Annotated in this window: 20 protein-coding genes; 8 read left to right on the plus strand and 12 right to left on the minus strand. The window is 73.2% G+C overall.

Annotated features, from left to right (window positions below):
- Positions 1-95: 95 nt before the first annotated feature.
- Together IE321_RS15970 and glgB are read left to right on the plus strand one after the other, a co-directional pair.
- Positions 96-1448: a maltokinase N-terminal cap-like domain-containing protein gene (locus IE321_RS15970; RefSeq protein WP_190223378.1), complete on the plus strand. Its 1353-nt coding sequence runs from the start codon at positions 96-98 to the stop codon at positions 1446-1448.
- Between the two features lie 103 nt (positions 1449-1551).
- Entirely contained in the window at positions 1552-3765 is a 2214-nt protein-coding gene (glgB, locus tag IE321_RS15975; protein ID WP_190223379.1) for a 1,4-alpha-glucan branching enzyme, read from the plus strand.
- Between the two features lie 6 nt (positions 3766-3771).
- Here the strand turns inward: glgB and IE321_RS15980 are convergent, their stop codons facing one another.
- The 7 genes from IE321_RS15980 to IE321_RS16010 all read right to left on the minus strand — a co-directional run bounded on the left by IE321_RS15980 (position 3772) and on the right by IE321_RS16010 (position 10934).
- Entirely contained in the window at positions 3772-6006 is a 2235-nt protein-coding gene (locus IE321_RS15980) for a HelD family protein (RefSeq protein WP_190223380.1), read from the minus strand.
- Positions 6007-6183: 177 nt separating this feature from the next.
- Complete coding sequence (locus IE321_RS15985) at positions 6184-7062, minus strand: alpha/beta fold hydrolase (RefSeq protein WP_190223381.1); 879 nt, start codon at positions 7060-7062, stop codon at positions 6184-6186.
- Between the two features lie 100 nt (positions 7063-7162).
- Entirely contained in the window at positions 7163-7618 is a 456-nt protein-coding gene (locus IE321_RS15990; RefSeq protein ID WP_043219805.1) for a GNAT family N-acetyltransferase, read from the minus strand.
- A complete protein-coding gene (locus IE321_RS15995) occupies positions 7615-8022 on the minus strand; it encodes a thioredoxin family protein (RefSeq protein WP_308076537.1) in 408 nt (135 codons plus the stop codon). Before IE321_RS15995 ends, IE321_RS15990 begins: the two co-directional genes overlap by 4 nt.
- A gap of 5 nt (positions 8023-8027) precedes the next feature.
- On the minus strand, positions 8028-8450 hold the full coding sequence (locus tag IE321_RS16000; protein ID WP_190223382.1) for a MerR family transcriptional regulator: 423 nt from the start codon (positions 8448-8450) through the stop codon (positions 8028-8030).
- A gap of 46 nt (positions 8451-8496) precedes the next feature.
- Positions 8497-9366 (minus strand): nitroreductase/quinone reductase family protein, encoded by an 870-nt coding sequence (locus IE321_RS16005; RefSeq protein ID WP_190223383.1) that lies wholly within the window; start codon positions 9364-9366, stop codon positions 8497-8499.
- 188 nt (positions 9367-9554) lie between these two features.
- Entirely contained in the window at positions 9555-10934 is a 1380-nt protein-coding gene (locus IE321_RS16010) for a cation:dicarboxylate symporter family transporter (RefSeq protein ID WP_043219802.1), read from the minus strand.
- A gap of 209 nt (positions 10935-11143) precedes the next feature.
- Here IE321_RS16010 and IE321_RS16015 point away from each other — a divergent pair, with 209 nt between their 5' ends.
- From IE321_RS16015 to IE321_RS16025, 3 genes are all read left to right on the plus strand, one after another.
- Positions 11144-12799, plus strand: a complete 1656-nt coding sequence (locus IE321_RS16015) for a sensor histidine kinase (protein ID WP_190223384.1) — start codon at positions 11144-11146, stop codon at positions 12797-12799.
- Positions 12796-13485: a response regulator gene (locus tag IE321_RS16020; RefSeq protein ID WP_043219798.1), complete on the plus strand. Its 690-nt coding sequence runs from the start codon at positions 12796-12798 to the stop codon at positions 13483-13485. Before IE321_RS16015 ends, IE321_RS16020 begins: the two co-directional genes overlap by 4 nt.
- A 296-nt stretch (positions 13486-13781) precedes the next feature.
- Positions 13782-14390, plus strand: a complete 609-nt coding sequence (locus tag IE321_RS16025; protein WP_043219795.1) for a helix-turn-helix transcriptional regulator — start codon at positions 13782-13784, stop codon at positions 14388-14390.
- A gap of 65 nt (positions 14391-14455) precedes the next feature.
- Here IE321_RS16025 and IE321_RS16030 read toward each other — a convergent pair whose 3' ends face one another.
- Complete coding sequence (locus IE321_RS16030) at positions 14456-15481, minus strand: 6-phosphofructokinase (RefSeq protein ID WP_043219794.1); 1026 nt, start codon at positions 15479-15481, stop codon at positions 14456-14458.
- A 333-nt stretch (positions 15482-15814) separates the two neighbouring features.
- Between IE321_RS16030 and pta the strand changes: the two genes are divergently transcribed.
- The 3 genes from pta to pyk all read left to right on the plus strand — a co-directional run bounded on the left by pta (position 15815) and on the right by pyk (position 20645).
- Complete coding sequence (gene pta / locus IE321_RS16035) at positions 15815-17908, plus strand: phosphate acetyltransferase (protein ID WP_043219791.1); 2094 nt, start codon at positions 15815-15817, stop codon at positions 17906-17908.
- On the plus strand, positions 17905-19140 hold the full coding sequence (locus IE321_RS16040; RefSeq protein ID WP_190223385.1) for an acetate kinase: 1236 nt from the start codon (positions 17905-17907) through the stop codon (positions 19138-19140). The genes pta and IE321_RS16040 overlap by 4 nt, the downstream gene beginning before the upstream one ends.
- A gap of 74 nt (positions 19141-19214) precedes the next feature.
- Positions 19215-20645 (plus strand): pyruvate kinase, encoded by a 1431-nt coding sequence (gene pyk / locus IE321_RS16045; protein WP_190223386.1) that lies wholly within the window; start codon positions 19215-19217, stop codon positions 20643-20645.
- Positions 20646-20738: 93 nt separating this feature from the next.
- On the opposite strand, the gene IE321_RS16050 is transcribed toward pyk, so the two are convergent.
- The 4 genes from IE321_RS16050 to IE321_RS16065 form a co-directional block, all read right to left on the minus strand.
- On the minus strand, positions 20739-22124 hold the full coding sequence (locus IE321_RS16050; RefSeq protein ID WP_190223387.1) for a hypothetical protein: 1386 nt from the start codon (positions 22122-22124) through the stop codon (positions 20739-20741).
- Positions 22114-22686: a DUF6114 domain-containing protein gene (locus IE321_RS16055; protein WP_043219782.1), complete on the minus strand. Its 573-nt coding sequence runs from the start codon at positions 22684-22686 to the stop codon at positions 22114-22116. Before IE321_RS16055 ends, IE321_RS16050 begins: the two co-directional genes overlap by 11 nt.
- 113 nt (positions 22687-22799) lie before the next feature.
- The gene (locus tag IE321_RS16060) at positions 22800-23462 is read right to left on the minus strand and encodes a DUF6230 family protein (protein ID WP_043219780.1); all 663 of its coding nucleotides are present in this window, start codon (positions 23460-23462) and stop codon (positions 22800-22802) included.
- Positions 23463-24087: 625 nt separating this feature from the next.
- A complete protein-coding gene (locus tag IE321_RS16065) occupies positions 24088-25056 on the minus strand; it encodes a tetratricopeptide repeat protein (RefSeq protein WP_190223388.1) in 969 nt (322 codons plus the stop codon).
- Positions 25057-25189: the final 133 nt, after the last annotated feature.

The following is a 25189-nucleotide window of genomic DNA, read 5'->3' on the forward strand; positions in this document are numbered from 1 at the left end:
CACATCCGGACAGCCCCAGCCGCCATCCGGGACAATCTGCGCATTTGAACGCTTACGACAGCCCTGTGCGCACCCCGGGGAAAGGACGCGATGCCATGCCGGAGACCGCCGCATCCACCACCCGGGCCCCGGACGCCCTGCTCCCGTCCCTCACACCCCTGCTCCACGAATGGCTGCCCCGGCAGCGCTGGTTCGCGGGCAAGGGCCGCCGGGTCACGGGATTCACGCTGGAAGCGGCCACCGAGCTGCTGCCCCTGGACGGTCCCGGGCCCGGACTCCTCCATCTCCTCCTGCGGGTGGAACAGCCCGGCCGCCCGGCCGGCGAACCCGCCGACTGCTACCAACTCCTGCTCGGCGTACGGACCCAGCTGCCGCCACGCCTCGGCCCCGCCCTGATCGGACGGGTCCGGCAGGGCCCGCTGGCCGGCCGCGCCGTCTACGAGGGGCTGCGCGACCCGCGCCTCGCCGGGCTCCTGTACGAGCGGCTGCGCACCCCCGGCCGCACCGGACCGCTCCGCTTCCACGCCACCCGCGCGCTGCCCGGGGCGCTCGCCCCGCGGGTCCTCGACGCCGAACAGTCCAACTCCTCCCTGGTGTTCGGAGACGCCTACATCCTCAAGATCTTCCGGCGGGTCAGCCCCGGCGCCAACCCCGACCTCGAACTGCCGCTCGCCCTCGGGCAGGCCGGCTGCGCCCGCGTCCCGGCGCCGGTGGCCTGGTTCGAGTCCGGCGCGGCGACCCTGGGCGTCCTCCAGCCGTACCTCCGCGACTCCCGGGACGGGTGGCGGCTCGCGCTCGACGCGCTGGCCGCGGGGCGGGACTTCACCGCCGAGGCCCGGTCGCTGGGGCGGGCCACCGCCGAGGTCCACCTCGCCCTCGCCGCGGCCCTGCCCACCCTGCGGCTGGAGCGCGCCGAGACCGAGGGCCTGGCGGCCGCCATGGACCGCCGGCTGCACGCCGCCGCCCAGGCGGTCCCGGCGCTGCTTCCGTACGTCCCCGGACTGCGGGCCGTCTTCGCGGCGGCGGGCGACGCGGAGGGGGCGGGCGCGGTGCAGCGGATCCACGGCGACCTGCACCTCGGGCAGACCCTGCGCGGCTCCGACGGGGCGTGGGCCGTGATCGACTTCGAGGGCGAGCCGGCGAAGCCCCTCGACGAGCGGCGGCGCCCGCAGCCGACCGTCCGCGACGTCGCCGGCATGCTGCGCTCCTTCGACTACGCGGCCCGCACCCACCGGCCCTGGAACGCGGACTGGGCGGCGCGGTGCCGGGCGGCGTACTGCACGGGCTACGCGGAGGTGGCGGGCGCGGACCCCCGGACGGACCCCTCGCTGCTGCGCGCCTACGAGACGGACAAGGCGGTCTACGAGGTCGTCTACGAGGCCCGCCACCGCCCCGACTGGCTGCCCGTCCCCATGTCCGCCATCCACCGCCTCGCCACCACCCCGTGAGCGAGGGCTCCGCCGGGCGAGATGGCCCGTTCGGCGGAGTTTCCCGGTGGCCGGGGAGGACGTTGCCCCATATGTACATTTCCGACCTTTCAGGAGGCATCCGGTGACCGCCAAGAAGCCCCGCACGGCGCCCCCTCTCGACCCCGGCGAGCGCGCGCGGCTCCTCGCGGGAGAGCACCACGACCCGCACGCCCTGCTCGGCGCCCACCCGGTGAAGGGCGGGGTGGCGATCCGGGTGCTGCGGCCGTGGGCGCGGGGGGTGACGGCCGTGCTGCCGAAGGGGCGGACGGTCGAGCTGCAGGACGACGGCGACGGACTGTTCTCCGCGCTGGTGCCGCTGCTGCGCAAGGTCCCGGCCTACGAGCTCCGCGTCCGCTACGAGGGGAGCGAGGTCGCCGTACGGGACCCGTACCGGCACCTACCGTCCCTCGGCGACCTGGACCTGCACCTGATCGGCGAGGGCCGGCACGAGGAGCTGTGGACGGCGCTCGGGTCCCGGACGATGACCCACGAGGGCGTGCCCGGCACCCGCTTCGCCGTCTGGGCGCCGAACGCCCGGGGCGTCCGCGTCACCGGCGACTTCGTCCACTGGGACGGCACCGGGCTGCCGATGCGGTCCCTCGGCTCGACCGGCGTGTGGGAGCTGTTCGTGCCGGGCGTCGGGGAGGGGGCCGTGTACAAGTACGACATCACCCGGCCCGACGGCTCGCACACGGTCCGCGCCGACCCGATGGCCCGCCGCACCGAGTGCCCGCCGAACACGGCCTCGATCGTCACCGAGTCGCACTACGAGTGGGACGACGCCGAGTGGATGGCGCGCCGCGGCGCCCGGCCGCCGCACGAGGCGCCGATCTCCGTCTACGAGCTCCACCTGGCGTCCTGGCGCCCGGGCCTGACCTACCGCGAGCTGGCGGTCGAGCTGCCCGCGTACATCCGCGAACTCGGCTTCACCCACGTGGAGTTCATGCCGGTCACCGAGCACCCCTTCGGCGGCTCGTGGGGCTATCAGGTGACCGGCTTCTACGCGCCGACCGCCCGCCTGGGCACCCCGGACGACTTCAAGTTCCTGGTGGACGCGCTGCACCGGGCCGGGATCGGCGTGCTGATGGACTGGGTGCCGGCGCACTTCCCGAAGGACGACTGGGCGCTGGCCGAGTTCGACGGGCGGCCGCTGTACGAGCACGCGGACCCGCGCCGCTCGCACCACCCGGACTGGGGGACCCTGGAGTTCGACTACGGCCGCAAGGAGGTGCGGAACTTCCTGGTCGCCAACGCGGTCTACTGGTGCCAGGAGTTCCACGTCGACGGCCTGCGGGTGGACGCGGTCGCCTCGATGCTCTACCTCGACTACTCGCGCGAGTACGGCGAGTGGCTGCCCAACGAGTACGGCGGCCGGGAGAACCTGGACGCGGTGGCCTTCCTCCAGGAGATGAACGCCACCGTCTACCGCCGCTGCCCCGGCATCGTCACCTTCGCCGAGGAGTCCACCGCCTGGGACGGGGTGACCCGGGCGACCGACCTGGTCGGCCCGGGCGGGCACGGCGGGCTCGGCTTCGGCATGAAGTGGAACATGGGCTGGATGCACGACTCGCTCCAGTACATGGAGAAGGAGGCCGTGCACCGCAAGTACCACCACCACGAGATGACCTTCTCGATGGTGTACGCGTACAGCGAGAACTACATCCTGCCGATCTCGCACGACGAGGTGGTGCACGGCAAGCGGGCGCTGGTGTCGAAGATGCCCGGCGACTGGTGGCAGCGGCGCGCCAACCACCGCGCCTACCTCGGCTTCATGTGGGCCCACCCGGGCAAGCAGCTCCTCTTCATGGGACAGGAGTTCGCGCAGGGCTCGGAGTGGTCCGCGGACCACGGGCCGGAGTGGTGGCTGCTCGACCCGGAGTACGGCGCGCGGGCCGACCACCGGGGCGTGCAGGACCTGGTGCGGGACCTGAACCGGGTCTACACGGCGACGCCGCCGCTGTGGGAGCGGGACACCGTGCCGGAGGGCTTCCAGTGGGTGGTCGGGGACGCGGCCGACGACAACGTCCTCGCCTTCCTCCGCTACGACGGCTTCGGCTCGCCGCTGCTCGCGGTCTGCAACTTCTCCCCCGTCGTCCGTCACGACTACCGGCTGGGCGTGCCGGACGCCTTCGCCGCCTGGGGCGAGGTGCTCAACACGGACGCGGCCCGCTACGGCGGCTCGGACGTGGTCGGCACCGACCCGGTGAAGACCGAGTCGGTGCCGTGGCACGGGCGGGAGGCGAGCGTCCGGACGACCCTGCCGCCGCTCGCGACGGTCTGGCTCAGGCCCGCCTGACGCCGCTCAGGCCCGCCGGACGATCCCGAGCCGCTGGGTGGCCCGGGTCAGCGCCACGTACAGGTCGTTCGTGCCGTGCGGGGCGCCGGCCCGGATGCAGTCCGGGTCGACGACGAGGACCGTGTCGAACTCCAGCCCCTTCGCCTGGCGGGGGTCGAGGAGGACCACCGGCCGGGTCAGGTCGGGCTTCGGCCCGTACGAGGCGTCGGGGAGGGCCGCGACCAGGTCGGGGAGCAGCTCCGCCGGGGCGATCACCGCGAGCCGGCCCTCGGCGCCCGCCTCGGCCGCGACGGCGTCGGCCGCCTCCTTCACCGGGTCCTCGACGGTGCGGTCCCACGGCTCGACGCCGGTGGAGCGGACCGAGCCGGGCGGTTCGAAGGAGGGGTCGTCCGCCCGGCGCACGGCGGCGGCGACCGCCATGATCTCGGCGGGCGTGCGGTAGTTGACCCCGAGCCGCACGTGCTGCCAGCGGTCCTCCACGTACGGGGCCAGGATCGCGTCCCAGGCGCCGACGCCGGCCGGGTCGCCGGTCTGCGCCGGGTCGCCGACCAGGGTCATGGAGCGGGTGGGGCTGCGGCGCATGAGCAGGCGCCACTGCATGGCGGACAGCTCCTGGGCCTCGTCGACGATGATGTGGCCGAAGGCCCAGGTGCGGTCCGCGGCGGCCCGCTCGGCGGCGGTGCGGTGGTCGACCTCCTCCTGCCGCTCGGCGAACCGCTCGGCGTCGATGATGTCGTGCGCGGACAACACCTCGGAGGCGTCCTCGTCCAGCTCCTCCTTGTCCTCGAACTCGTAGGTGCGGGAGGCGAAGGAGACGTCGAGGACGCCCTGCGCGTACTGCACCTGGCGCTGCCGCTCGGCCTCCTGGGCGGCGCGGGCGGCGGAGTCGTCGTGGCCGAGGAGTTCGGCGGCCTCGTCGAGGAGCGGCACGTCGCCCGGGGTCCAGGGGCCGCCGTCGCGGCGGATCGCGGCGGCATCCTCCTCGGGGAGGTGGGTGGGCTCGGCGAGGTAGCCGGCGAGGAGGTCCTCGGGGGTGAGTTCGGGCCAGAGGTCGTCGATGGCGGCGTGCACGTCGGGGTTGGCGGCGATGCCCTTGGCGAGCAGGGCGATGTCGTCGGGGCCGAGGAAGTTGGGGCCGCCGTACGGGTCGGCGCCGATCCGGTCGGCGAGCTGCGCGGCGAGCGCGTCGAGGATCCGGAAGGCGAAGTAGGGGCGGGCGAGGTTGTGCGGGAGCGCCGTCTCGCGGGCCTTGTGGCGGGCCTCCAGGGCCATGTCCCAGTCGATGACGAGGTCGCCGTCCTCGTGCGGGACGACCAGCGGCGCCCCGCGCTCGGGGACCTGCTGCCGGTCGCGTACGGCCTCCGCCAGCGCGGCGGCCATCCGGACGTCGCCCTTCACGGAGGCGGCGCGGGGGGTGTCGGCGCCGGTGGCGCGGACTCCCGGGTACAGCTCGCCGGGGGTGGCGAGGAGGACGCCGGTCTCGCCGAGCGAGGGCAGCACGTTGCCGATGTAGCCGAGGAAGGCCGGGTTGGGGCCCACGATGAGGACGGCCCGCTTGGCGAGCTGCTCGCGGTGGGCGTAGAGGAGGTAGGCGGCGCGGTGCAGGGCGACGGCGGTCTTGCCGGTGCCGGGGCCGCCCTCGACGACGAGGACGCCGCGGTGCGGGGTGCGGATGATGGCGTCCTGCTCCGCCTGGATGGTCTGCACGATGTCGTGCATCCGGCCGGTGCGGGCGGCGTCGAGCGCGGCGAGCAGTACCTCGTCGGCGTCCCGGCCCTCGTGGCCGGAGCGGCTGCGGTCGGCGAGGTCCAGGACCTCGTCGTGGAGCGAGACGACCTCGCGGCCCCGGGTGGTGATGTGCCGGCGGCGGGTGAGGCCCATGGGCTCGTGGCCGGTGGCGAGGTAGAAGGGGCGGGCGACCTCGGCGCGCCAGTCGACGACCAGCGGGGTGCGCCGGGGGTCGTCCTCGCGCAGTCCGATGCGCCCGATGTGGTGGTCGCGGCCGTCCCGGAAGACGAGCCGGCCGAAGCAGAGCCCGGTCTCGCCGGCGTTGAACGCGGCGAGCAGCCCCGACTGCTCGGCGACCATGATGTCCCGCTCCAGACGGGACTGGGCGCTCCCGGTCCCGGGGGTCTGGAGCGCCTCTCCGACGGCGGCCTCGGCCCGGTCCCTCAGGTCGTCGAGCCGCGCGTAGAGCGAGGTGATGAATTTCTGCTCGTCCCGAATTGGCTCGGTTGACAATTCGACTCCCAGCGCGATACAGTGCCTTTAGTGAAATACTCCGTACATTCACTTGAACAAGGCAGAACATAAGCCTCGGACAAGCACACGGAATTCACCAATATAGGCGCCGCACCACCCCGACTGTCAATTCGGTCGGGGTTTTTTGATGCCCTCGTGCCGTTGCGGCCGGGGCCGTCAGGCCCTTTCCGTGTGCCGCAGGATCTCCCCCGCCAGCGGGCCGTGCACCTCCGGCGGGAGCGCGTGGCCCATGCCGGGGACGACGGCGAGCCGGGCGCCCGGGATCACCTGGGCGAGGTGCTCGGCGTGCGGCGGCGGGGCGACCGGCTCGGCCGGCGCGGAGATCACCAGCGTGGGCACCCTCGCGGCGGCCAGCTCCTCGGTGCGGAGCAGACCGGAGGCGTCCGCGCGGGCGTGCGCGGTCGGCGGCCGGTGGTGGCCGGTGTGGGCGACGATCCGTCGCTCCTGGGCCCGGAACCAGTCCGCGTCGAAGGGCAGCGCGTCGCCGGCGAGGGCCCGCCAGTGCGCGACCCGGTGGTCCAGCTCGGCCTCCAGGTCCCGGTCCTCCTCCGGGCGCGACCAGAACTCCAGGAGGTGCTCGGCGGGGCCGGGCAGCTCCGCGGCCGGCACGCGGCTGCCGTCGGGTCGGACGTACGGCGCGGTGCTGAGCGCGGCCGTGCCGATGACGGTGGCGCTGAGCAGCCGGTCCGGGTGGTCGGCGACGAGCAGCTGGGTGAGCAGTCCGCCCAGCGACATGCCGACGACATGGGCCCGCCCGGCGCCGAACGCGTCCAGGACGGCGACGGCGTCCTCGGCGAGCCGGCTCAGCGGGTAGGGCCTCTCGTCGAAGGCCCAGGTGGAACGGCCGGTGTCCCGGTGGTCGTACCGGATCACCCGGTGACGGGCGGCGAGCAGGGCCACCAGCTCGTCCGGCCAGTTGAGCCCCGGGGCCTGTGCGCCCATGACCAGCAGCAGCGGCGGCCGGCCGGGGTCGCCGTGCTCCTCCGCCCAGAGCCGTACGCCGGGCTCCACGTCCACGTACCGTTCGCGCGCCATGCCGGTCTCCTCTCCCGGATCAACAAGACGAGACGTATCGTATCGTCGATACCCCGGGAGAGGTCAAGCACCGGCCCCCGACAGGAGGCCGGTGCCGCGGCTAGGAGGCGTCCGGGGCCAGGCTCTTGTGGAAGTGCACGTCCTGCGCGCCGCCCGGGATGCCGAGCGTGCGGCCGGTCTCCACGTACCCGTGCCGCCGGTAGAAGTCCGGGGCCTGGAAGGTGAAGGAGGAGACGACGGCGCGGTCGCAGCCGCGCCGGCGGGCCTCCGCCTCGGCCGCGCGCAGCAGCCTGCTCCCCCAGCCGTCCCCGCGGTGCTCCTCGTGCACCCACAGCATGTCGATGCCGAGCAGCCCGCCCCAGGTCCAGGCGGTGAGCCCGCCGACCGTCTCGCCGGTCGCGGGGTCGAGGGCCCGCACGGACAGCTCGCCCTGGTCCGCCGCGGTGGTCCCGGTGGCCGCGAAGTTGTACGCGTCCAGGCCCCGGTCCAGGAGCTTCGTCAGGTCCGGGTCGCGGCCCCCGACGGTCAGCCCGGTCTCTTCGTGATCATGGCTCATGGGGCCGAGTCTGGCACGGCGCCCCGCACCCCGGCTCCGTCCAGGACGTCCGCCAGCTCCTGGCGCAGCCGCCGCTTCGGGCGGGCGCCGACCAGGGACTTCACCGGCTCGCCGGCCTGGAAGACCATCAGGGTGGGGGTGGCCAGGACGCCGTAGCGGGCGGTGGTGGCGGGGTTGTGGTCCACGTCGATCTCGACCACCCGCAGCCGGCCCGCCTCCTCCGCCGCGAGCGCGGCCAGCACCGGCTTCAGCTGCCGGCACGGGCCGCACCAGACGGCCGTGAACTGCACCAGGACCGGCGGTCCCGCCGCCAGGACGTCGGCCGCGAAGTCCGCGTCCGAGGTCTCGGTCACCGTGGCCGCCGAGGCCGCCGTGGTGGTCGTGCTCCGTGTGTCGCCGTCCATCGCCGTCACTCCTCCGTGTCCGCTGTCGTCGCCGCCCCCGTGCCGAGCTCGCACCGCGGCGCGGGGCCCAGGGGCAGCTCCGCCTCGGCCCTCAGCAGCTGGACGGCCACCTGGTCGCGCACCTCCTGGAGCCGGCCGAGCAGCGCGTCCAGCTCGCCGAGCTTGCGGCGGTAGACGGCGACCGACGCCGGACAGGAGTCCCCCGCCGGATGCCCGGCCCGCAGGCACTCGACGAACGGCCGGGTCTCCTCCAGCTCGAACCCGAAGTCCTGGAGGGTCCGGATCTCCCGGAGCAGCCGGAGGTCGCCCTCGTCGTAGACGCGGTGCCCCTGGTCCGTGCGCCGGGCGGGCAGGAGGCCGCGCGACTCGTAGTACCGCAGAGTCCGCGTGGTCGTCCCGGCCCGCTCGGCCAGCTCTCCGATGCGCATGCCGACGAACGTACGCGTTGACGCCGACGTCAGGGCAAGGGCGGCGTCACGAGACGGTGGCGGCGGCCCGCAGCAGCGGCAGCACCTCCGCCTCCTCGTGCGCGAAGTGCGCCTCCAGCTCCGCCCGCAGCCGGTCGAACTCCGGGCGCAGGTCCCCGGGCCCCGTCTCGTCGACCCGGGCGAGCAGCTCCCGCAGCCCGTCCAGCGCCCGCGCGACGCCCTCGTGCTCGACGCGCAGCCGCTCGAAGACCCCGGCCTTCTCCGGGAACTCCCGGGCCAGGTAGGGGAAGAGGCCCGCGTCCTCGCCGCCGTGGTGGTGGGCGAGGCCCGCGCAGAAGGTGAGGCAGTGGCGGCGCAGCTCCACCGTGAGCTCGGCCGCGCCCGGCGCGGCGAGGCCCTCGGCGAGGGCGGCGAGTTCCCCGCGCAGCCAGTCGTGGATCTTCACCAGCTCGTCGGCGAGGGCGTCGAGCCGGTTGGGCGGGGTGTAGTCGGAGACGGGGATCCGGTGCAGCACGACGACGGGCAGGACCCGGTCGGTCGCCTTCTGGTAGTCGGCGTAGCCGGGGGCGACGGCGACGACCCGGGCGAAGAGCGCGTCCCGCTCGGCGCCGGTCGCGGCGACGGCGGTGGCCCGCCAGGTGTCGACGCCGGACTCCCCGCCCGTCTCCACGGTCACGGTGGGGTGGGCCAGGACGTTGCGGTACCAGTCGGGGTGACGGTCGGAGCCGCCGGCCGAGCCGACCACGAGGAGGCGGTCGCCGTCCTCGACGAAACCGAGCGGGGTGGTGTGTTCCCTGCCGGACCTGGCGCCGGTGGTGGTGAGGAGAAGGAGCACCCATCCCTCGAAGGGGCCGCCGAGACGTCCGGCGTTGGTGCGGAATTCTTCGATGAGCTTGACGTTGAAGTCGAGAGGCAAGAAAGCCGTCCCTACTGTCCTCTTGCCTCCATGTCTCCGCTTTCGAGCGCGGACCGACACGCGACGTGAGTGGCCCCATTCTCACGCGACCGCCCTTGACTCTGTCAAGGGCGGTTTCCGCGCGGCGGGTTCCTCCCGGTGCCCGGATCCGGCTCAAGGCCCGGGTCCCGGGAGGAGGTTCGTGGGGGTCAGACTCCGGCGCGGGCCCGCTCCTCGCCCTGGTCGCGCTGGTCCGGTACGGCTCCGGGGTCGGCGGCCGCGGAAGGGCCGGCGTGGTCGGCGTGGTCGTCGACGAGGGTCTTCTCGTCGAAGGGGAACTTCCCCGCCAGGACCTCGGTCACCCGTGTCCGGTCGATCTCCTTCGTCCAGGTGCCGACGAGGACGGTGGCGACGGCGTTGCCCGCGAAGTTGGTGAGGGCGCGGGCCTCGCTCATGAAGCGGTCGATGCCGACGATCAGGCCGACGCCGTCGACCAGGTCGGGGCGGTGCGACTGGAGGCCGCCGGCGAGGGTGGCCAGGCCGGCGCCGGTGACGCCGGCGGCGCCCTTCGAGGCGATGATCATGAAGACGAGGAGGGAGATCTGCTCGCCGACCGAGAGCGGGTCGCCCATCGCCTCGGCGACGAACAGCGAGGCCATCGTGAGGTAGATGGCGGTGCCGTCGAGGTTGAAGGAGTAGCCGGTGGGGACGGTGATGCCGACGACCGGCTTCGAGACGCCCAGGTGCTCCATCTTCGCGATGAGGCGGGGCAGCGCCGACTCGGAGGAGGAGGTCGAGAGGATCAGCAGGAACTCGCGGCCCAGGTACTTCAGGAGCGCCCAGATGTTGATCCCGGCGACCAGCCGGAGCAGCGTGCCGAGGACGACGAAGACGAAGAGCGCGCAGGTCAGGTAGAAGCCGATCATGATGACGGCGAGCGACTTCAGGGCGTCGAGGCCGGTCGCGCCGACGACGGCGGCGATCGCGCCGAAGGCGCCGACCGGAGCCGCCCACATGATCATGGACAGGATCCGGAAGACCAGCCGCTGGATGTGCCCGATGCCGCGCAGGACCGGCTCGCCGGCCGACCCCATGGCCTGGAGCGCGAAGCCCGCGAGGAGGGCGACGAGCAGGGTCTGGAGGACCTCGCCCTCGGTGAAGGCGGAGACGAGGGTGGTCGGGATGATCCCGAGCAGGAAGTCGGCGGTCCCCTCGCTCGCGCCCTCCGCCTGCTTGGCGCCGGCCTCGGCCAGCTCCTTGGTGAGGTGGAGGCCGGAACCGGGCTCCAGGAGGTTGCCGACGACCAGGCCGATCGCGAGTGCGACGGTCGACATCACCAGGAAGTAGCCGAGCGCGAGGCCGCCGACGGCGCCGACCTTGGCGGCCTTCCGGACCGAGCCGACGCCCAGGACGATCGTGCAGAAGATGATCGGCGAGATCATCATCTTGATGAGGTTGACGAAGCCGGTGCCCAGCGGCTTCAGCTCGACGGCCACGCCCGGGGCGAGGAAACCGACGCCGATGCCGAGCAGGACGGCGCCGATCACGGCCAGATACAGATAATGGGTGCGGTCCCGGCGTGCGGCCACGGGGTCCTCCTCGCGCTGATGGGGGCGTCCACGTCCCGGTGGACTCCGCGACTATCCATCAGCCTGTGACCGTGGTCACGGTTACGTGCGTTTCGTTCATGGCCGAAACGTCACCGGCCCCCGGGGCGCCCGCGGACCCGGCCCGCGCGAAGGGAACGATTCGGGAACGCAACGCGCCGGAGCAAATCCCGGCGTGCACACTTGCTCGCATGCGCCTCCCGCTCCCCCGCCCCCTCCCCCGGCCCCGCAGCCTGGCCGGCCAGCTCTTCGCGATGCAGGTCGTGCTGATGGCCGCGGTCGTGGCGGGCTGCGCGGTCTTCGCGTACGTCACGGACCTGGCGCAGGCGGAGGAGACCGCCCGCCGGCAGTCCACGGCGACGGCCACGGCCGTCGCCGGCTCCCCCTCCGTCCTGGCCGCGGCCCGCTCGGCCGCCCCCTCCGCCACGCTCCAGCCGTACGCGGAGGAGCTGCGGCGGCGGGCCGACGTCGCCTTCGTGGTGATCATGGCGCCGGACGGCACGCGCTGGACCCACCCGGAGCCCGACCAGATCGGCCGCCACTACCTCGGCCACATCGAACCGGCCCTGCGCGGCGAGACCTTCTCCGAGACCCACCTCGGGATCCTCGGCCCGTCGGTGCGGACGATCACCCCGGTCCTCGCCGACGGGCGGGTGGTCGCGCTGGTCTCCGCGGGCATCACCATCGAGCGGATCAGCCAACAGGTACGGGAGCAGGTGACCGCGCTGCTCGGGATGGCGGGCGCGGCGCTCGCGCTCGGCGGCGCCGGCACGTACGTGATCAACGCACGGCTGCGGCGGCACACCCACGGGATGAACGCCGGCGAGCTGAGCCGCATGCACGACTACCACGAGGCGGCGCTGCACGCGGTGCGGGAGGGCCTGGTGATGCTCGACGGGCGGCGCAGGATCGCGCTCATCAACGACGGGGCGCGCGAACTGCTCGGCCTGGACGAGGGGGTGGTCGGCCGGTCCGCCGCCGAACTCGGGCTGCCGGCGCCGCTGACCGGGGCGCTGCTCTCCTCGGAGCCCCGGGTGGACGAGACGCACCTGACCGAGGACCGGGTCCTCGTCGTCAACACCCGCCCGGTGGTGGGCGGGGAGCGGCGCGGCACCGTGGTGACCCTTCGGGACCGCACCGAACTCCAGTCCCTTTCCGGCGAGTTGGACTCGCAGCGCGGTTTCACGGAGGCGCTGCGCTCCCAGGCCCACGAGGCCGCCAACCGGCTGCACACGGTGGTGTCGCTCATCGAACTCGGGCGGGTGGACGAGGCGGTGGAGTTCGCCACGGCGGAACTGGAGCTGGCGCAGGCGCTCACCGACCGGGTGGTGGGCGCGGTCGGCGAACCCGTCCTCGCCGCGCTGCTGCTCGGCAAGGCGGCGCAGGCCAACGAGCGGGGCGTGGAGCTGGTCCTCACCGAGGACAGCCGGATCGACGACGGGCTGCTCCCGCCGGCCCTGGAGCCGCGGGACCTCGTCACGGTCCTGGGCAACCTCGTCGACAACGCGGTGGAGGCGGCCGGCGGCACCCCGCAGGCGCGGGTGACGGTCACGGTCGCCGCCCGCGCGGGCGACGGCGAGCTGCTGCTCCGGGTCGACGACAGCGGCCCCGGCGTCCGCCCCGCCGACCGGGCGGCGGTCCTCGGCCGCGGCTGGTCCACCCGGGGCCCGGGCCGCGGCCTCGGGCTGGCGCTGGTCCAGCAGGCCGTCAACCGCGCGGCCGGCACCCTCACCCTGGCCGAGACCCCCGAGGGCGGCGCCCGCTTCACCGTCCGGGTGCCGCTGCCACGCCGGGCCGGCGCCGTCGACGGGGGCCGCGAGCCGGAGCGGACGGGGGGCGCGGCGTGAGCGGGGCACAGGAGATCCGGGTGCTGGTGGTCGAGGACGATCCCGTCGCCGCCGACGCGCACGCGCTGTACGCGGGGCGGGTGGAGGGCTTCCGGGTGGTGGGGGTGGCGCACTCCCGGGCGGCGGCGGTCCGGCTGCTCGACCGGCTGCCCGTCGACCTGATCCTGCTCGACCTCTACCTGCCGGACGGGCACGGGCTCGCGCTGCTCCGGGCGCTGCGGGCCGCCGGGCACGGGGCGGACGTCATCGCGGTGACCTCGGCGCGCGACCTGGCGGTGGTGCGCGAGGGGGTGTCGCTCGGGGTCGTGCAGTACGTCCTCAAGCCCTTCGCCTTCGCGACGCTGCGGGACCGGCTGGTGCGGTACGCGGAGTTCCGGGGCGCGGCCGGGGAGGCGTCCGGGCAGGACGAGGTGGACCGGGCGCTGGCCGCGCTGCGCGCCCCGCGGCCGGCGACCCTGCCGAAGGGCCTGAGCGGCCCGACCCTGGAGGCGGTCACCCGCACCCTGCGCGAGGCCCGGGAGGGCCTGACCGCCGCGGAGGCGGGCGGGGCGGTGGGCATCTCCCGCATCACGGCCCGCCGCTACCTGGAGCACCTGGTCACCGAGGGCCGCGCGCTCCGCGCCCCCCAGTACGGCCAGATCGGCCGCCCGGAACTCCAGTACCGCTGGCGCGAGAGCGGCCGCTGACCCGGACCGAGAGGGCGGGGCGAGGGCGGGGGCGGGCGTCGGCGACCGGGGCCGCGCGCTCCGGGAGCGGAGCCCGTACGCCTCCCGCGCGCCCCGCGGCCCCGGCGCGGAAGCCGCGCCCGTTCACCGGACGTCACGCACCGATTACCGGCCGGTTCCCACGTTCCTACAGGGCGTGGCCTCAGATGAACGCACCGTAGCGAAAACCGGCCATTTTCGCCTACCGTGGCGAGGTGCACCAACCCTCTCCTCCCTTCGACGCTCCGGCCGCGCGCCGCCTGCGCCAGGGGCTCGGCATGGCGCCGGGCCACGTCGCGTACGGCCTGCGGGCGCAGTACGGCCTGCCGATCGCCCCCGACACCGTCGCCGCCTGGGAACGCGGCACCCTCGTGCCGAGCGAGCAGGAGCTGACCGCGCTCGCGGGCGTGCTGTGGTGCTCGCCGGCCGATCTGATCGCCGTCGCCTCCACGCTGCGGGAGCACCGGGTGGCGCGGGGCCTGTCCGTGGAGGAGCTGGCCCGGCGGGTCGGCGTCGCCGCGCACGTGTACGCCCGGATGGAGGACGAGGGCGGCTGGAAGGGCACCGAGCGGCAGACCGCCGCGCTCGCCGAGGTCCTCGGGCTCGGCCCGCGGGCCCTGATCACCGCGACCGGCGGCGACGAGCGGCTGGCCGAGCTGCTGCGGGACGCGGCGACGACCCGCTGGCAGGCGTACGTGAAGCCGGCGGTGCGGATGCTGCCGCTGCCCAAGCGGGTGGTGGAGCCGGCGCTGGCGCGGCTGCACGCGGAGTACCACGCCCATATGGCGGCGACGTCCAGCTGGGGCGCCTCGGGGGCGACGGGCGACGAGGGCCGGGCGTATCTGGAGGCGGTCAACGACCACTTCTGGGCCGCGGTCGGGCTGTAGGTCCCGCGAAGGAGACGACGGAGGTCCCGCCGCGCGGGACCTCCGTCCTGGTGTCGCGGGAGCGGTCAGAAGACCGACTCGGCCTCGCGGAACCGGTCCGCCGGGACCGTCTTGAGCCGGGTGACGGCCTCGGCGAGCGGGACCATCTTCACGTCGGTGCCGCGCAGCGCCGTCATGTTGCCGAACTCCCCGCGGTGCACGGCCTCCACCGCGTGCCAGCCGAAGCGGGTGGCAAGGACGCGGTCGTAGGCGGTCGGGGTGCCGCCGCGCTGCACGTGGCCGAGGATGACCGGGCGGGCCTCCTTGCCGAGGCGCCGCTCCAGCTCGTAGGCGAGGGCGGTGCCGATGCCCTGGAAGCGCTCGTGGCCGAACTGGTCGATCTCGCCCTTGCCGTAGTCCATCGTGCCGTCGGCGGGGTGGGCGCCCTCGGCGACGCAGATGACGGCGAACTTCTTGCCGCGGGCGAAGCGCTCCTCGACCATCTTGACCAGGTCGGCCGGGTCGAAGGGGCGCTCGGGCAGGCAGATGCCGTGGGCGCCGCCGGCCATGCCGGACTCCAGCGCGATCCAGCCGGCGTGACGGCCCATCACCTCGACGACCATGACCCGCTGGTGCGACTCGGCGGTGGTCTTCAGCCGGTCCATCGCCTCGGTGGCGACGCCGACGGCGGTGTCGAAGCCGAAGGTGCGGTCCGTGGACGAGATGTCGTTGTCGATCGTCTTGGGGACGCCGACCACGGGCACGCCCGCGTCGGACAGCATCCGGGCGGCGGTCAGCGTGCCCTCGCCGCCGATCGGGACGAGCGCGTCGAAGCCGCTCTTCTCGACGAGCTCCTTGGCGTTGTCGCAGGCCGCGGCGAAGCGGTCGCGCTCCAGGCGGGAGGAGCCGAGGATGGTGCCGCCGCGGGCCAGGATGCCGCTGACGGCGTTGAGGTCCAGGGGGCGGTAGCGGCCGTCGAGGAGCCCGGCGTAGCCGTCCTCGAAGCCGATGACCTCGTCCCCGTAGTGCGTCACGGCCCGGTGCACGACCGACCGGATCACTGCGTTCAGGCCGGGGCAGTCGCCGCCTGCGGTGAGAACTCCGATACGCATCGTGCTGTGTCTCCTGCTCGGTCGAGGTTCCGTTTGAGCCGTTTCGATTCTCACACGCCGGACGCGTCCGGGCCGTTCGCCGCCGCTCCGCGCGCGGCGGGAACGGGTCCGTACGGGGGTCTTTCGTCCCCCGGAGAGGGGCCTTCGTACGGCGGGCGGTCTACCCAGGTGCAGGGGTATTGTCAAGGGGGTAATGCCACCCTATCGGCGCCTTTCCAGTGCCGGGGGTTGACGCAGGACGAGGGCCGGGCCCGAGGACGGGCCGGGCCCTCGCGCAGGACGGCCCTTCCACGGGACGGGCCCCTTCCGCAGGACGGGACAGGAGACCGCGGCGTGACGCGCAGTGTGTACGTGACCGGGATCGACCGCGGGGACGGCCGCCAGGTCGTCGAGCTGGGAGTCATGGAGCTCCTCACCCGACAGGTGGACCGGGTGGGGGTGTTCCGTCCGCTGGTGCACGACGGCCCGGACCGCCTCTTCGACCTGCTGCGCACCCGCTACCGGCTCGCCCAGGACCCGTCGACGGTCTACGGCATGGACTACCACGAGGCCTCCGCGCTCCAGGCCGAGCAGGGCACCGACGAGCTCCTCTCCCAGCTGGTCGACCGCTTCCACGCGGTCGCCCGCGACTACGAGGTCGTCCTCGTCCTCGGCACCGACTTCGCCGGCACCCAGGTCCCCGACGAACTGGCGCTCAACGCCCGGCTGGCCAACGAGTTCGGCGCCTCCGTCATCCCGGTCGTCGGCGGCAAGGGCCAGCCCGCCGAGTCCGTGCGGGCCGAGGCGCGCAACGCCTTCCGCGCCTACGACGGCCTCGGCTGCGACGTCCTCGCCATGGTCGTCAACCGGGTGGCGGCCGAGGACCGCGAGACCATCGCCGAGCGGCTGGCCGCCCGGCTGCCCGTGCCCTGCTACGTCCTCCCCGACGAGCCGGCCCTCGCCGCGCCGACGGTCGCCCAGATCACCCACGCGCTCGGCGCGACCGTCGTCCTCGGCGACGACGCCGGGCTCGCCCGCGACGCCCTGGACTTCGTCTTCGGCGGGGCCATGCTGCCGAACTTCCTCAACGCGCTGACCCCCGGCTGTCTGGTCGTCACCCCCGGCGACCGCGCCGACCTGGTCGTCGGCGCCCTCGCCGCCCACTCGGCCGGCACGCCCCCGATCGCGGGCGTCCTGCTCACCCTGGACGAGCGGCCCAGCGACGCGGTCCTCACCCTGGCCGCCCGGCTCGCGCCCGGCACCCCGGTGATCTCCGTCGCCGGCAACAGCTTCCCCACCGCCGCCGAACTCTTCGCCCTGGAGGGCAAGCTGAACGCGGCCACCCCCCGCAAGGCGGAGACCGCGCTGGGCCTCTTCGAGCGGCACGTGGACACCGCCGACCTGCTGGGGCGGATCTCGGTGGCGCCCAGCGGCCGGGTCACCCCGATGATGTTCGAGCACGAGCTGCTCGAACAGGCCCGCGCCGACCGGCGCCGGGTGGTCCTCCCCGAGGGCGTCGAGGAGCGGGTGCTGCGCGCCGCCGACGTGCTGATCCGCCGGGACGTCTGCGACCTCACCCTGCTCGGCGACGTCGAGGCCATCCGCAAGAAGGCCGCCGACCTCAGCGTCGACCTGCGCGGCACCCAGCTGATCGACCCGCAGACCTCCGAGCTGCGCGACGCCTTCGCCGAGAAGTACGCGGCGCTGCGCGCCCACAAGGGCGTCACCGTGGAGCTCGCGTACGACGTCGTCTCGGACGTGAACTACTTCGGCACCCTGATGGTCCAGGAGGGCCTGGCGGACGGCATGGTCTCCGGGTCCGTGCACTCCACGGCCGCGACGATCCGCCCCGCCTTCGAGATCATCAAGACCAAGCCGGACGCCTCGATCGTCTCCTCGGTCTTCTTCATGTGCCTCGCCGACAAGGTGCTCGTCTACGGCGACTGCGCGGTCAACCCGGACCCGAACGCCGAGCAGCTCGCGGACATCGCCGTGCAGTCGGCGGCCACCGCCGCCCGCTTCGGCGTCGAGCCGCGGATCGCGATGCTCTCGTACTCGACCGGCACCTCCGGCTCCGGCGCCGACGTCGACAAGGTGCGCGAGGCGACCAAGCTGGTCCGCGAGGCCCACCCGGGGCTGCGGATCGAGGGCCCGATCCAGTACGACGCCGCCGTGGAGCCCTCCGTGGCCGCCACCAAGCTGCCGGAGTCGGAGGTGGCCGGCCAGGCGACCGTGCTGATCTTCCCGGACCTCAACACCGGCAACAACACCTACAAGGCGGTCCAGCGCTCGGCCGGCGCCGTCGCCGTCGGCCCGGTCCTCCAGGGCCTGCGCAAGCCGGTCAACGACCTCTCGCGCGGCGCCCTCGTCAGCGACATCGTCAACACGGTCGCCATCACGGCGATCCAGTCCCAGGTCCCCGCCCCGACCGAGGAGCTCCCCGCATGACCGGCACCCCCACCCGCGTCCTCGTCCTCAACTCCGGCTCCTCGTCGGTGAAGTACCAGCTCCTCGACATGGGCGACGGCGGCCGGCTGGCGCAGGGGCTCGTCGAGCGGATCGGCGAGGACACCTCCCGGCTCGCCCACACCCCGCTGCGGGGCGGCGGCGCCAAGCGCGAGCGGACCGGCCCGATCCCCGACCACGCGGCGGCGCTGAAGGCGGTCGCCGAGGAGCTGGCGGCGGACGGGCTCGGCCTGGACTCCCCCGAGCTGGCCGCGATCGGCCACCGGGTGGTGCACGGCGGGCTGCGCTTCACCGAGCCGACGGTCATCGACGAGGAGGTCGTCGCCGAGATCGAGCGGCTGGTGCCGGTGGCGCCGCTGCACAACCCGGCGAACCTGCTCGGCATCCGCACGGCCATGGCGATGCGCCCCGACCTGCCGCAGGTCGCCGTCTTCGACACCGCCTTCCACACCACGATGCCGGAGGCGGCCGCGCGGTACGCGATCGACGTGGAGACCGCCGACGCGCACCGGATCCGCCGCTACGGCTTCCACGGCACCTCCCACGCGTACGTCTCCCGGGCCGCGGCGAAGCTGCTCGGCAAGGAGCCCGGGGAGGTGAACGTGATCGTGCTCCACCTCGGCAACGGCGCCTCCGCCTCGGCGGTCCGCGGCGGCCGCTGCGTGGACACCTCCATGGGCCTCACCCCGCTGGAGGGCCTGGTCATGGGCACCCGCTCCGGCGACGTCGACCCGGCCGTCACCTTCCACCTCAAGCGGGTGGCGGGCATGTCCGCCGACGAGATCGACGTCCTGCTCAACAAGAAGTCGGGCCTGGTCGGCCTCTGCGGCGACAACGACATGCGCGAGATCCGGCGCCGGATCGACGAGGGCGACGAGCGGGCCGCGCTCGCCTTCGACATCTACATCCACCGTCTGAAGAAGTACATCGGCGCCTACTACGCGGTCCTCGGCCGGGTGGACGCGGTCGTCTTCACCGCCGGCGTGGGCGAGAACGCGGCGCCGGTACGGGAGGCGGCGATCGCCGGCCTGGAGGAACTGGGCCTCGCGGTGGACGCCGACCTCAACGCCGTGCGGTCCGACGAACCGCGGGTGATCTCGCCCGTCTACGCCCGGGTCGCGGTGGCCGTGGTGCCCACCGACGAGGAGTTGGAGATCGCCCGACAGACCTTCGAACTGACCGGCGGAAAAGTTACCCGAACGACAAACGCCTGAGCGGGCCCGCGCCCATTTGTACTTTCCGCCAGCCGGAATATTCCGCAGTGAAACAAACCGATAGGATCCGCCTCATGCGCCGTTCCAAAATCGTCTGCACGCTGGGCCCCGCCGTCGACTCGTACGAGCAGCTGAAGGCTCTCATCGAGGCCGGTATGAACGTGGCCCGTTTCAACATGAGCCACGGGACCCAGGCAGAGCACCAGGAGCGGTACGACCGTCTCCGCAAGGCCGCCACCGACACCGGCCACGCCGTCGGCGTGCTGGCCGACCTCCAGGGTCCCAAGATCCGCCTGGAAACCTTCGCCGAGGGCCCGGTCGAGCTGGTCCGCGGGGACGAGTTCACCATCACCACGGAGGACGTCCCCGGCGACAAGTCCATCTGCGGCACCACCTACAAGGGCCTCCCGGGCGACGTCTCCAAGGGCGACCAGGTCCTCATCAACGACGGCAACGTCGAGCTGCGCGTCGTCGAGGTCGACGGCCCGCGGGTCAAGACGGTCGTCATCGAGGGCGGTGTCATCTCCGACCACAAGGGCATCAACCTGCCCGGCGCGGCGGTGAACGTCCCGGCCCTCTCCGAGAAGGACGTCGAGGACCTCCGCTTCGCCCTCCGGATGGGCTGCGACATGGTCGCCCTCTCCTTCGTCCGCGACGCCAACGACGTCAAGGACGTCCACAAGGTGATGGACGAGGAGGGCCGCCGGGTCCCCGTCATCGCCAAGGTCGAGAAGCCGCAGGCCGTCGAGAACATGGAAGGCGTCGTCGCCGCCTTCGACGCCGTCATGGTCGCCCGCGGCGACCTCGCCGTCGAGTACCCGCTGGAGCGGGTCCCGATGGTGCAGAAGCGTCTCGTCGAGATGTGTCGCCGCAACGCCAAGCCGGTCATCGTCGCCACCCAGATGATGGAGTCGATGATCACCAACTCCCGTCCGACCCGCGCCGAGGCGAGCGACGTCGCCAACGCGATCCTGGACGGCGCGGACGCGGTCATGCTCTCCGCCGAGTCCTCGGTCGGTGCCTACCCGATCGAGACCGTCAAGACGATGTCGAAGATCGTCGTGGCGGCCGAGGAGGAGCTCCTCTCCAAGGGCCTCCAGCCCCTGGTCCCGGGCAAGAAGCCGCGCACCCAGGGCGGCTCCGTCGCCCGCGCGGCCTGCGAGATCGCCGACTTCCTCGGCGGCAAGGCGCTGATCGCCTTCACCCAGTCCGGCGACACGGCCCGCCGCCTCTCGCGCTACCGGACCCAGCAGCCGATCCTCGCCTTCACGACGGACGCGAACACCCGCAACCAGCTCACCCTGAGCTGGGGCGTCGAGTCCTTCCTCGTCCCCTTCGTCGACAACACCGACGCGATGGTCGACCTCGTCGACGCCGAGCTGCTCAAGCTCCAGCGCTACAACGAGGGCGACACCATGATCATCACCGCCGGCTCGCCCCCCGGCGTCCCCGGCACCACCAACATGGTCCGCGTCCACCACCTGGGCGGCGCCCAGCGCGACTGACGTCGCACCGCCCGCACGGCACCATGACGAAGCCCCCGCCCGGAGGACCGGACGGGGGCTTCGCCGTGTGCGGCTCCCGGAGGGGTACGGGGATCAGCCCGGCTCGATCGTGTTGCGCAGGTCCTCGACGTGGAGGTTGCCGCCGAACTGGCCGGCCTGCTTCAGCTTCACGTTGCTGAAGAAGACGGCCGGGATGTCCAGCGGGGGCGGCGACTCGGGGGCGAAGGTGATCGGGATGATGCCGAGGAGGTTGCCCTTCAGCTCCTCCGTGTACATGGTCACCGTGCCGCCGGTGATGGTCGACGTCGAACCGCTCTTGGAGCGGACGTGGCCGACCAGGCCGTCGGAGTGCTCGGTGATCTGGTGCAGGTCCTTGATGCCGACGTAGGTCGCGGTGAACTTCAGGACCTTCTTGACCTGGCCGCCGTAGGTCTTCACCTCGACGATGCCGTGGTACTTCAGGCCGCTGAGGGTGAGCAGCGAGCTCTCCAGGCGCCAGGGGGCGTCCGGCAGCAGCGGGATGCCCTGCTCGACCTCGGCGGCGGCGAGGGCCGCGTCGTCGCGCTCGGGGCACGGGAAGCGGGGCTTGGCGCCCTCGGGTATGTCGGTGTCCGGCTTGGCGTCCAGGCCCTGCGCGCTCTCGGGCAGTTCCTCGGCCTCGACGCCGGCCTTCTCCGCGGCCTCCTTGATGGCGGCCTTGGTCTTCGCGGCCTCGGTCTCCCCGGCCTTCGTGTCCGCCGTGCCGGTCTTCGCGGCGGGCGCCTCGGTGGCCGCCGGCGCCTTGGTGGCGGCGGGGTCGTCGGCCGTGGCGGCCTTCTGCTGCGGGGCGGCCGTCGTCGCCGACGGGGCCGGCGTCGCGGTGGCGGACGGGGTCGCGCCGGCCGACGGGGCGGCCGTGGGCTCCCCCTTCGGGGCGAGCCCGCCGAAGAAGTCCTTGAGGGCGTCGCCGACGCCCAGCGGGTCGAGCGGGTTGACCGACTTGGTGGGCGTGGGCGTGGGCGTGGGCGTGGCCTTCGCCGCCGTGTCGGCGGTGTCGGCCAGGGCCTGCGCGCCGCCCTGGGTCGCCTCGGCGGCGCCGGTGGCCGTCGCGGACGGGCTCGCCGTCGCGGTGGGCGTGGCGGTGGCGGACGGGGTCGCCGTCGGCTCGCCGGTGGGCTCGGCCGGGCGGGTGGTGGCCGTCGCCGTCGGCTCGGGCTTCGCGGTCTCGGTGGCCTTCGCCGTGGGCGTGGCCGTCGTCTCCTCCGCCACCGGCTCGTCGGAGCGGGTCACACAGGGGCCGGGTGCGAAGGGCACGTCCTTCTCGTCGGCGAGCGCGGGACTGGGCGCGAGGCCCATGCCCATGAGCACCGCGGTCGGCATGGCGGCGAACGCCATCGCCTTGCCCGCCGGGCCCTGGATCCTGTTCAGCAGCGTCTTGCGCGGGGCCGCGTGGCGCGGCCCGCTCCTGCCGAGGCCCTGCTGGGTCTCGTCACCCCGCACTGTTCCTCCCGCCCTTGGCGTCGATCGTCGTGTCGGTCGCCGGCCCGTATGCCTCGCGCGGCTCCGGGACTCCGGCCGCGAGGACCGCCCGGGTCTCGGCCTCGGAGTCGTACGCGGCCTCCTCGGAGGCCTCCGGCTCACCGTCGTGCTCCGCGTCGTCGGTCTCCTCGACCGGCGGGGCGGGTGCCCAGGCCGCGGACATGCCGCCGCCGATGAGGGCGAACAAGAACCCGATGACGAGACCGCCGAAGTTCGACACGGGGATGGAGACCAGGCCGAGCACGATCGTCGCGACGCCCGCGAAGACCCGGACGATGGGCTGGAACCACATCGTGAGGCCGAGCGTGAAGAGCAGGACGCCGATGATCAGCGCACCGGCTCCGGCGGTCGTGGCCATGGCCAGGGTCATGTTGCCGAGCCGCACGTCCCCGTAGGGGAGGTACGCGATCGGCAGGCTGGCGAAGATGGTGAACAGTCCCGCCCAGAAGGGCCGGGTCTGCCGCCAGACCTTGAACCGGTTCTCCTTGCGGACTTCGGGGGAGGCAGGGGTCTCGGCGCTCATGGAAACAGCTCCCTGGAAGCGGTGTTGCTGAGAAGGGTGAAGAGACCGGGGACGGGCCCCGGTGCGGGTGCGGGCCGCCGGAACGGCCCGCACCCCAAGGACCGGCTGGGGTCCTAGAAGCACTCCGCCTCGGTGCCCATGTGCAGGGAGAGGTTGAGGTCGGGGAGCTTGAAGGTGCCGGCCGTGGTGGCCCACGCCTTCTGCTTGACGTTGGACAGCGTGGCCACGTCGGCGCGCTGGCCGAAGCCGTTCGGGTTGGCCTCGGTGTTGGGCTGGATGCCCTGGCCGCCCTCGGTCTTCGGCAGCGAGCCGGCCGCGACGCCGATGTCGATGTTCTTGAAGTCGGCGTCGGCCTCGAGGTACGAGACGTCGAGGTAGAGGTCCTTGCCGTAGACCTTGTCCTCGTCCTTGCCGGTCTTCGCGGCGGCCTCGCCGGCCTTCAGGCGAAGGGTGATCGGACCGAGACCCGGAACCGGGGTCACGACCGACTGACACATGTTGGTGATCTTGGCCGTGTCGAAGCCGGAGACCGCGACCGGAGCCGCCAGCGGCTTGCCGTCAAGGGTCTTGCCCTTGGCGATGCTGCCGTACTGGACGAACTCGGTGCCTTCCAGCTTGTCCGTCGTGACCTTGAACTCCTGGCCGGAGATCGCGAACGACGCGGCGAGCGCACCCTGGGCCAGACCGACGCCGATCGCGGCCGTGGCCGCCAGGCTCGGGACCATGACGACGGCGAACCGCTTCCATCTGGTCCCGCCACGAACCTGGGACTTCATGAGAATCCTCCTTCTCGGACGTACATCTCCAGAAGGGCCCGGGGCCCGTCCTGGGATGGGAGAAGAGCTACGTCCTCGGGAAGGAGAGCGCCGAAGCGTCAGGAGGCGCGAAGCGCATCCGGATCACCGGCGATCACCCCCGAGCGACAACCATGTGCCGCGCGTGCGCACGGCCCGGTGGACAGGTCCTGCCCGGTGGGAGCAGGAACCCCCCTGTCCGACGACCGGCCGCCTGTGGCGCCGGTCCGCCCGGTGGGGACCCTCGCCGCGCTCCCCGATGGTGGCCGGGGCGTGCGGTTCGGACCGAGCGTGGCCGATCGTGGTCCATTCACGGCGCCCGCACAAGGGGTTCATTACTCGCTAGTAACGGATGCGTGACCACGCCATGGCGCGATGCCGCCGCCCGGGTACGCAGGGTGGAGGTTCGTGGTGCGGAAAATCCGCTTATGAGAGAAGAAACCCGGACAGACCCACGGGTTCGATTTACTGCAAGTAACAGCGGCCGCGATTATCAAGATTTGGTAAAGCGCGGCCGCCGTTTGTCACCGTGTCGCCAAATCGCCAGGCGATCCGACGCTTTCCCCTGCCCTGAGCAGGCGCTTAGCCCAGGGCCGGGAATTCGGGGCTAGAACAGCACCCGCGCCAGCGCCTGCCGGCCCGCGATCACCCGCGGGTCCTCCGGGCCGATCACCTCGAACAGCTCCAGGAGCCGCAGCCGCGCCGCGTCCCGGTCGTCGCCGAAGGTCCGGCGCACGGTCTCGACGAGCCGCCCGAAGGCGTCCTGCACGTGACCGCCCACCAGGTCCAGGTCGGCGGCGGCGATCTGCGCGGCGACGTCCGACGGGTTGTCCGCCGCGTTCTTCCGCACCGTCTGCGGGTCCAGGCCCTGCACCCGGCTCAGCAGCTCGGCCTGGGCCAGGCCCAGCTTGGCCTCGGGGTGCGCGGGGTCGTCGGCGAGGACGTTCTTGTACGCCTGCACCGCGCCGGCCAGGTCGCCCGCGTCGAGCGCGGCCATGGCCGCCTCCAGGAGGGCGTCGTAGGGGCCGGCGACCGGGCGGGCGGCGGCTTCGGAGCCGTCCGCGTCCCGGTCCACGGCGAGACCGGTGAGGCCGAAGCGCTCCTCGCCGACCTGGATCAGCTGGTCGAGGGTCTCGCGGATCTGCGCCTCGGGCACCGCCCCCTGGAAGAGGGGGAGGGCCTGACCGGCGACGACCGCGAAAACGGCCGGAATTCCCTGGATGCCGAACTGCTGCATCAGCATCTGATTGGCGTCGACGTCGATCTTCGCGAGCAGGAAACGGCCGTCGTACTCCACGGCCAACCGCTCCAGGAGCGGGCCGAGCTGCTTGCAGGGCTCGCACCACTCGGCCCAGAAGTCGAGGACGACCGGGACCTCGGCGGAACGCTGGAGCACATCGCGCTCGAAGCCCGCCTCGTCGACGTCGATCACGAGGGCGGAGGGCGGTACCGCCGCGGGTCCGCCGTGGCGGGCGGCCTCGGCGCGCGCCTGCTCCGCCTTCGCCTTGGCCTCTCCGGCCGCCTTCACCGCGGCGAGGTCGACGACGCCGCTCATGGACATGTTTCGGGGCTGCATGAGTACATCCTCCCCCTTCCGCGCGCGGATCCGGTAAGTCATGGCTGAACAGCGCCCTCCGCCGAGGGCGCCTTCCGCTCGCCGGGTCCCCACCCGGCGTCCTGCGTGGTTGTCGCTCGGGCCGCTCAAAGCC

This window comes from Streptomyces hydrogenans, from assembly GCF_014656075.1.
GTDB classification, from domain to species: Bacteria; Actinomycetota; Actinomycetes; order Streptomycetales; family Streptomycetaceae; genus Streptomyces; species Streptomyces hydrogenans.

Bases quoted from the DNA above. Each gene is read 5' to 3' on its own strand.
- IE321_RS15995 (WP_308076537.1), bottom strand. From the start codon at position 8,022: ATGGACGGCGACACACGGAGCACGACCACCACGGCGGCCTCGGCGGCC.
- IE321_RS16030 (WP_043219794.1), bottom strand. From the start codon at position 15,481: ATGCGTATCGGAGTTCTCACCGCAGGCGGCGACTGCCCCGGCCTGAAC.
- IE321_RS16025 (WP_043219795.1), top strand. From the start codon at position 13,782: ATGGCGCCGGGCCACGTCGCGTACGGCCTGCGGGCGCAGTACGGCCTG.
- IE321_RS16060 (WP_043219780.1), bottom strand. From the start codon at position 23,462: ATGAAGTCCCAGGTTCGTGGCGGGACCAGATGGAAGCGGTTCGCCGTC.
- IE321_RS16055 (WP_043219782.1), bottom strand. From the start codon at position 22,686: ATGAGCGCCGAGACCCCTGCCTCCCCCGAAGTCCGCAAGGAGAACCGG.
- IE321_RS16040 (WP_190223385.1), top strand. From the start codon at position 17,905: ATGACCGGCACCCCCACCCGCGTCCTCGTCCTCAACTCCGGCTCCTCG.
- IE321_RS15970 (WP_190223378.1), top strand. From the start codon at position 96: ATGCCGGAGACCGCCGCATCCACCACCCGGGCCCCGGACGCCCTGCTC.
- IE321_RS16000 (WP_190223382.1), bottom strand. From the start codon at position 8,450: ATGCGCATCGGAGAGCTGGCCGAGCGGGCCGGGACGACCACGCGGACT.
- IE321_RS15985 (WP_190223381.1), bottom strand. From the start codon at position 7,062: ATGGCGCGCGAACGGTACGTGGACGTGGAGCCCGGCGTACGGCTCTGG.
- pyk (WP_190223386.1), top strand. From the start codon at position 19,215: ATGCGCCGTTCCAAAATCGTCTGCACGCTGGGCCCCGCCGTCGACTCG.
- IE321_RS16065 (WP_190223388.1), bottom strand. From the start codon at position 25,056: ATGCAGCCCCGAAACATGTCCATGAGCGGCGTCGTCGACCTCGCCGCG.
- IE321_RS15990 (WP_043219805.1), bottom strand. From the start codon at position 7,618: ATGAGCCATGATCACGAAGAGACCGGGCTGACCGTCGGGGGCCGCGAC.
- IE321_RS16015 (WP_190223384.1), top strand. From the start codon at position 11,144: ATGCGCCTCCCGCTCCCCCGCCCCCTCCCCCGGCCCCGCAGCCTGGCC.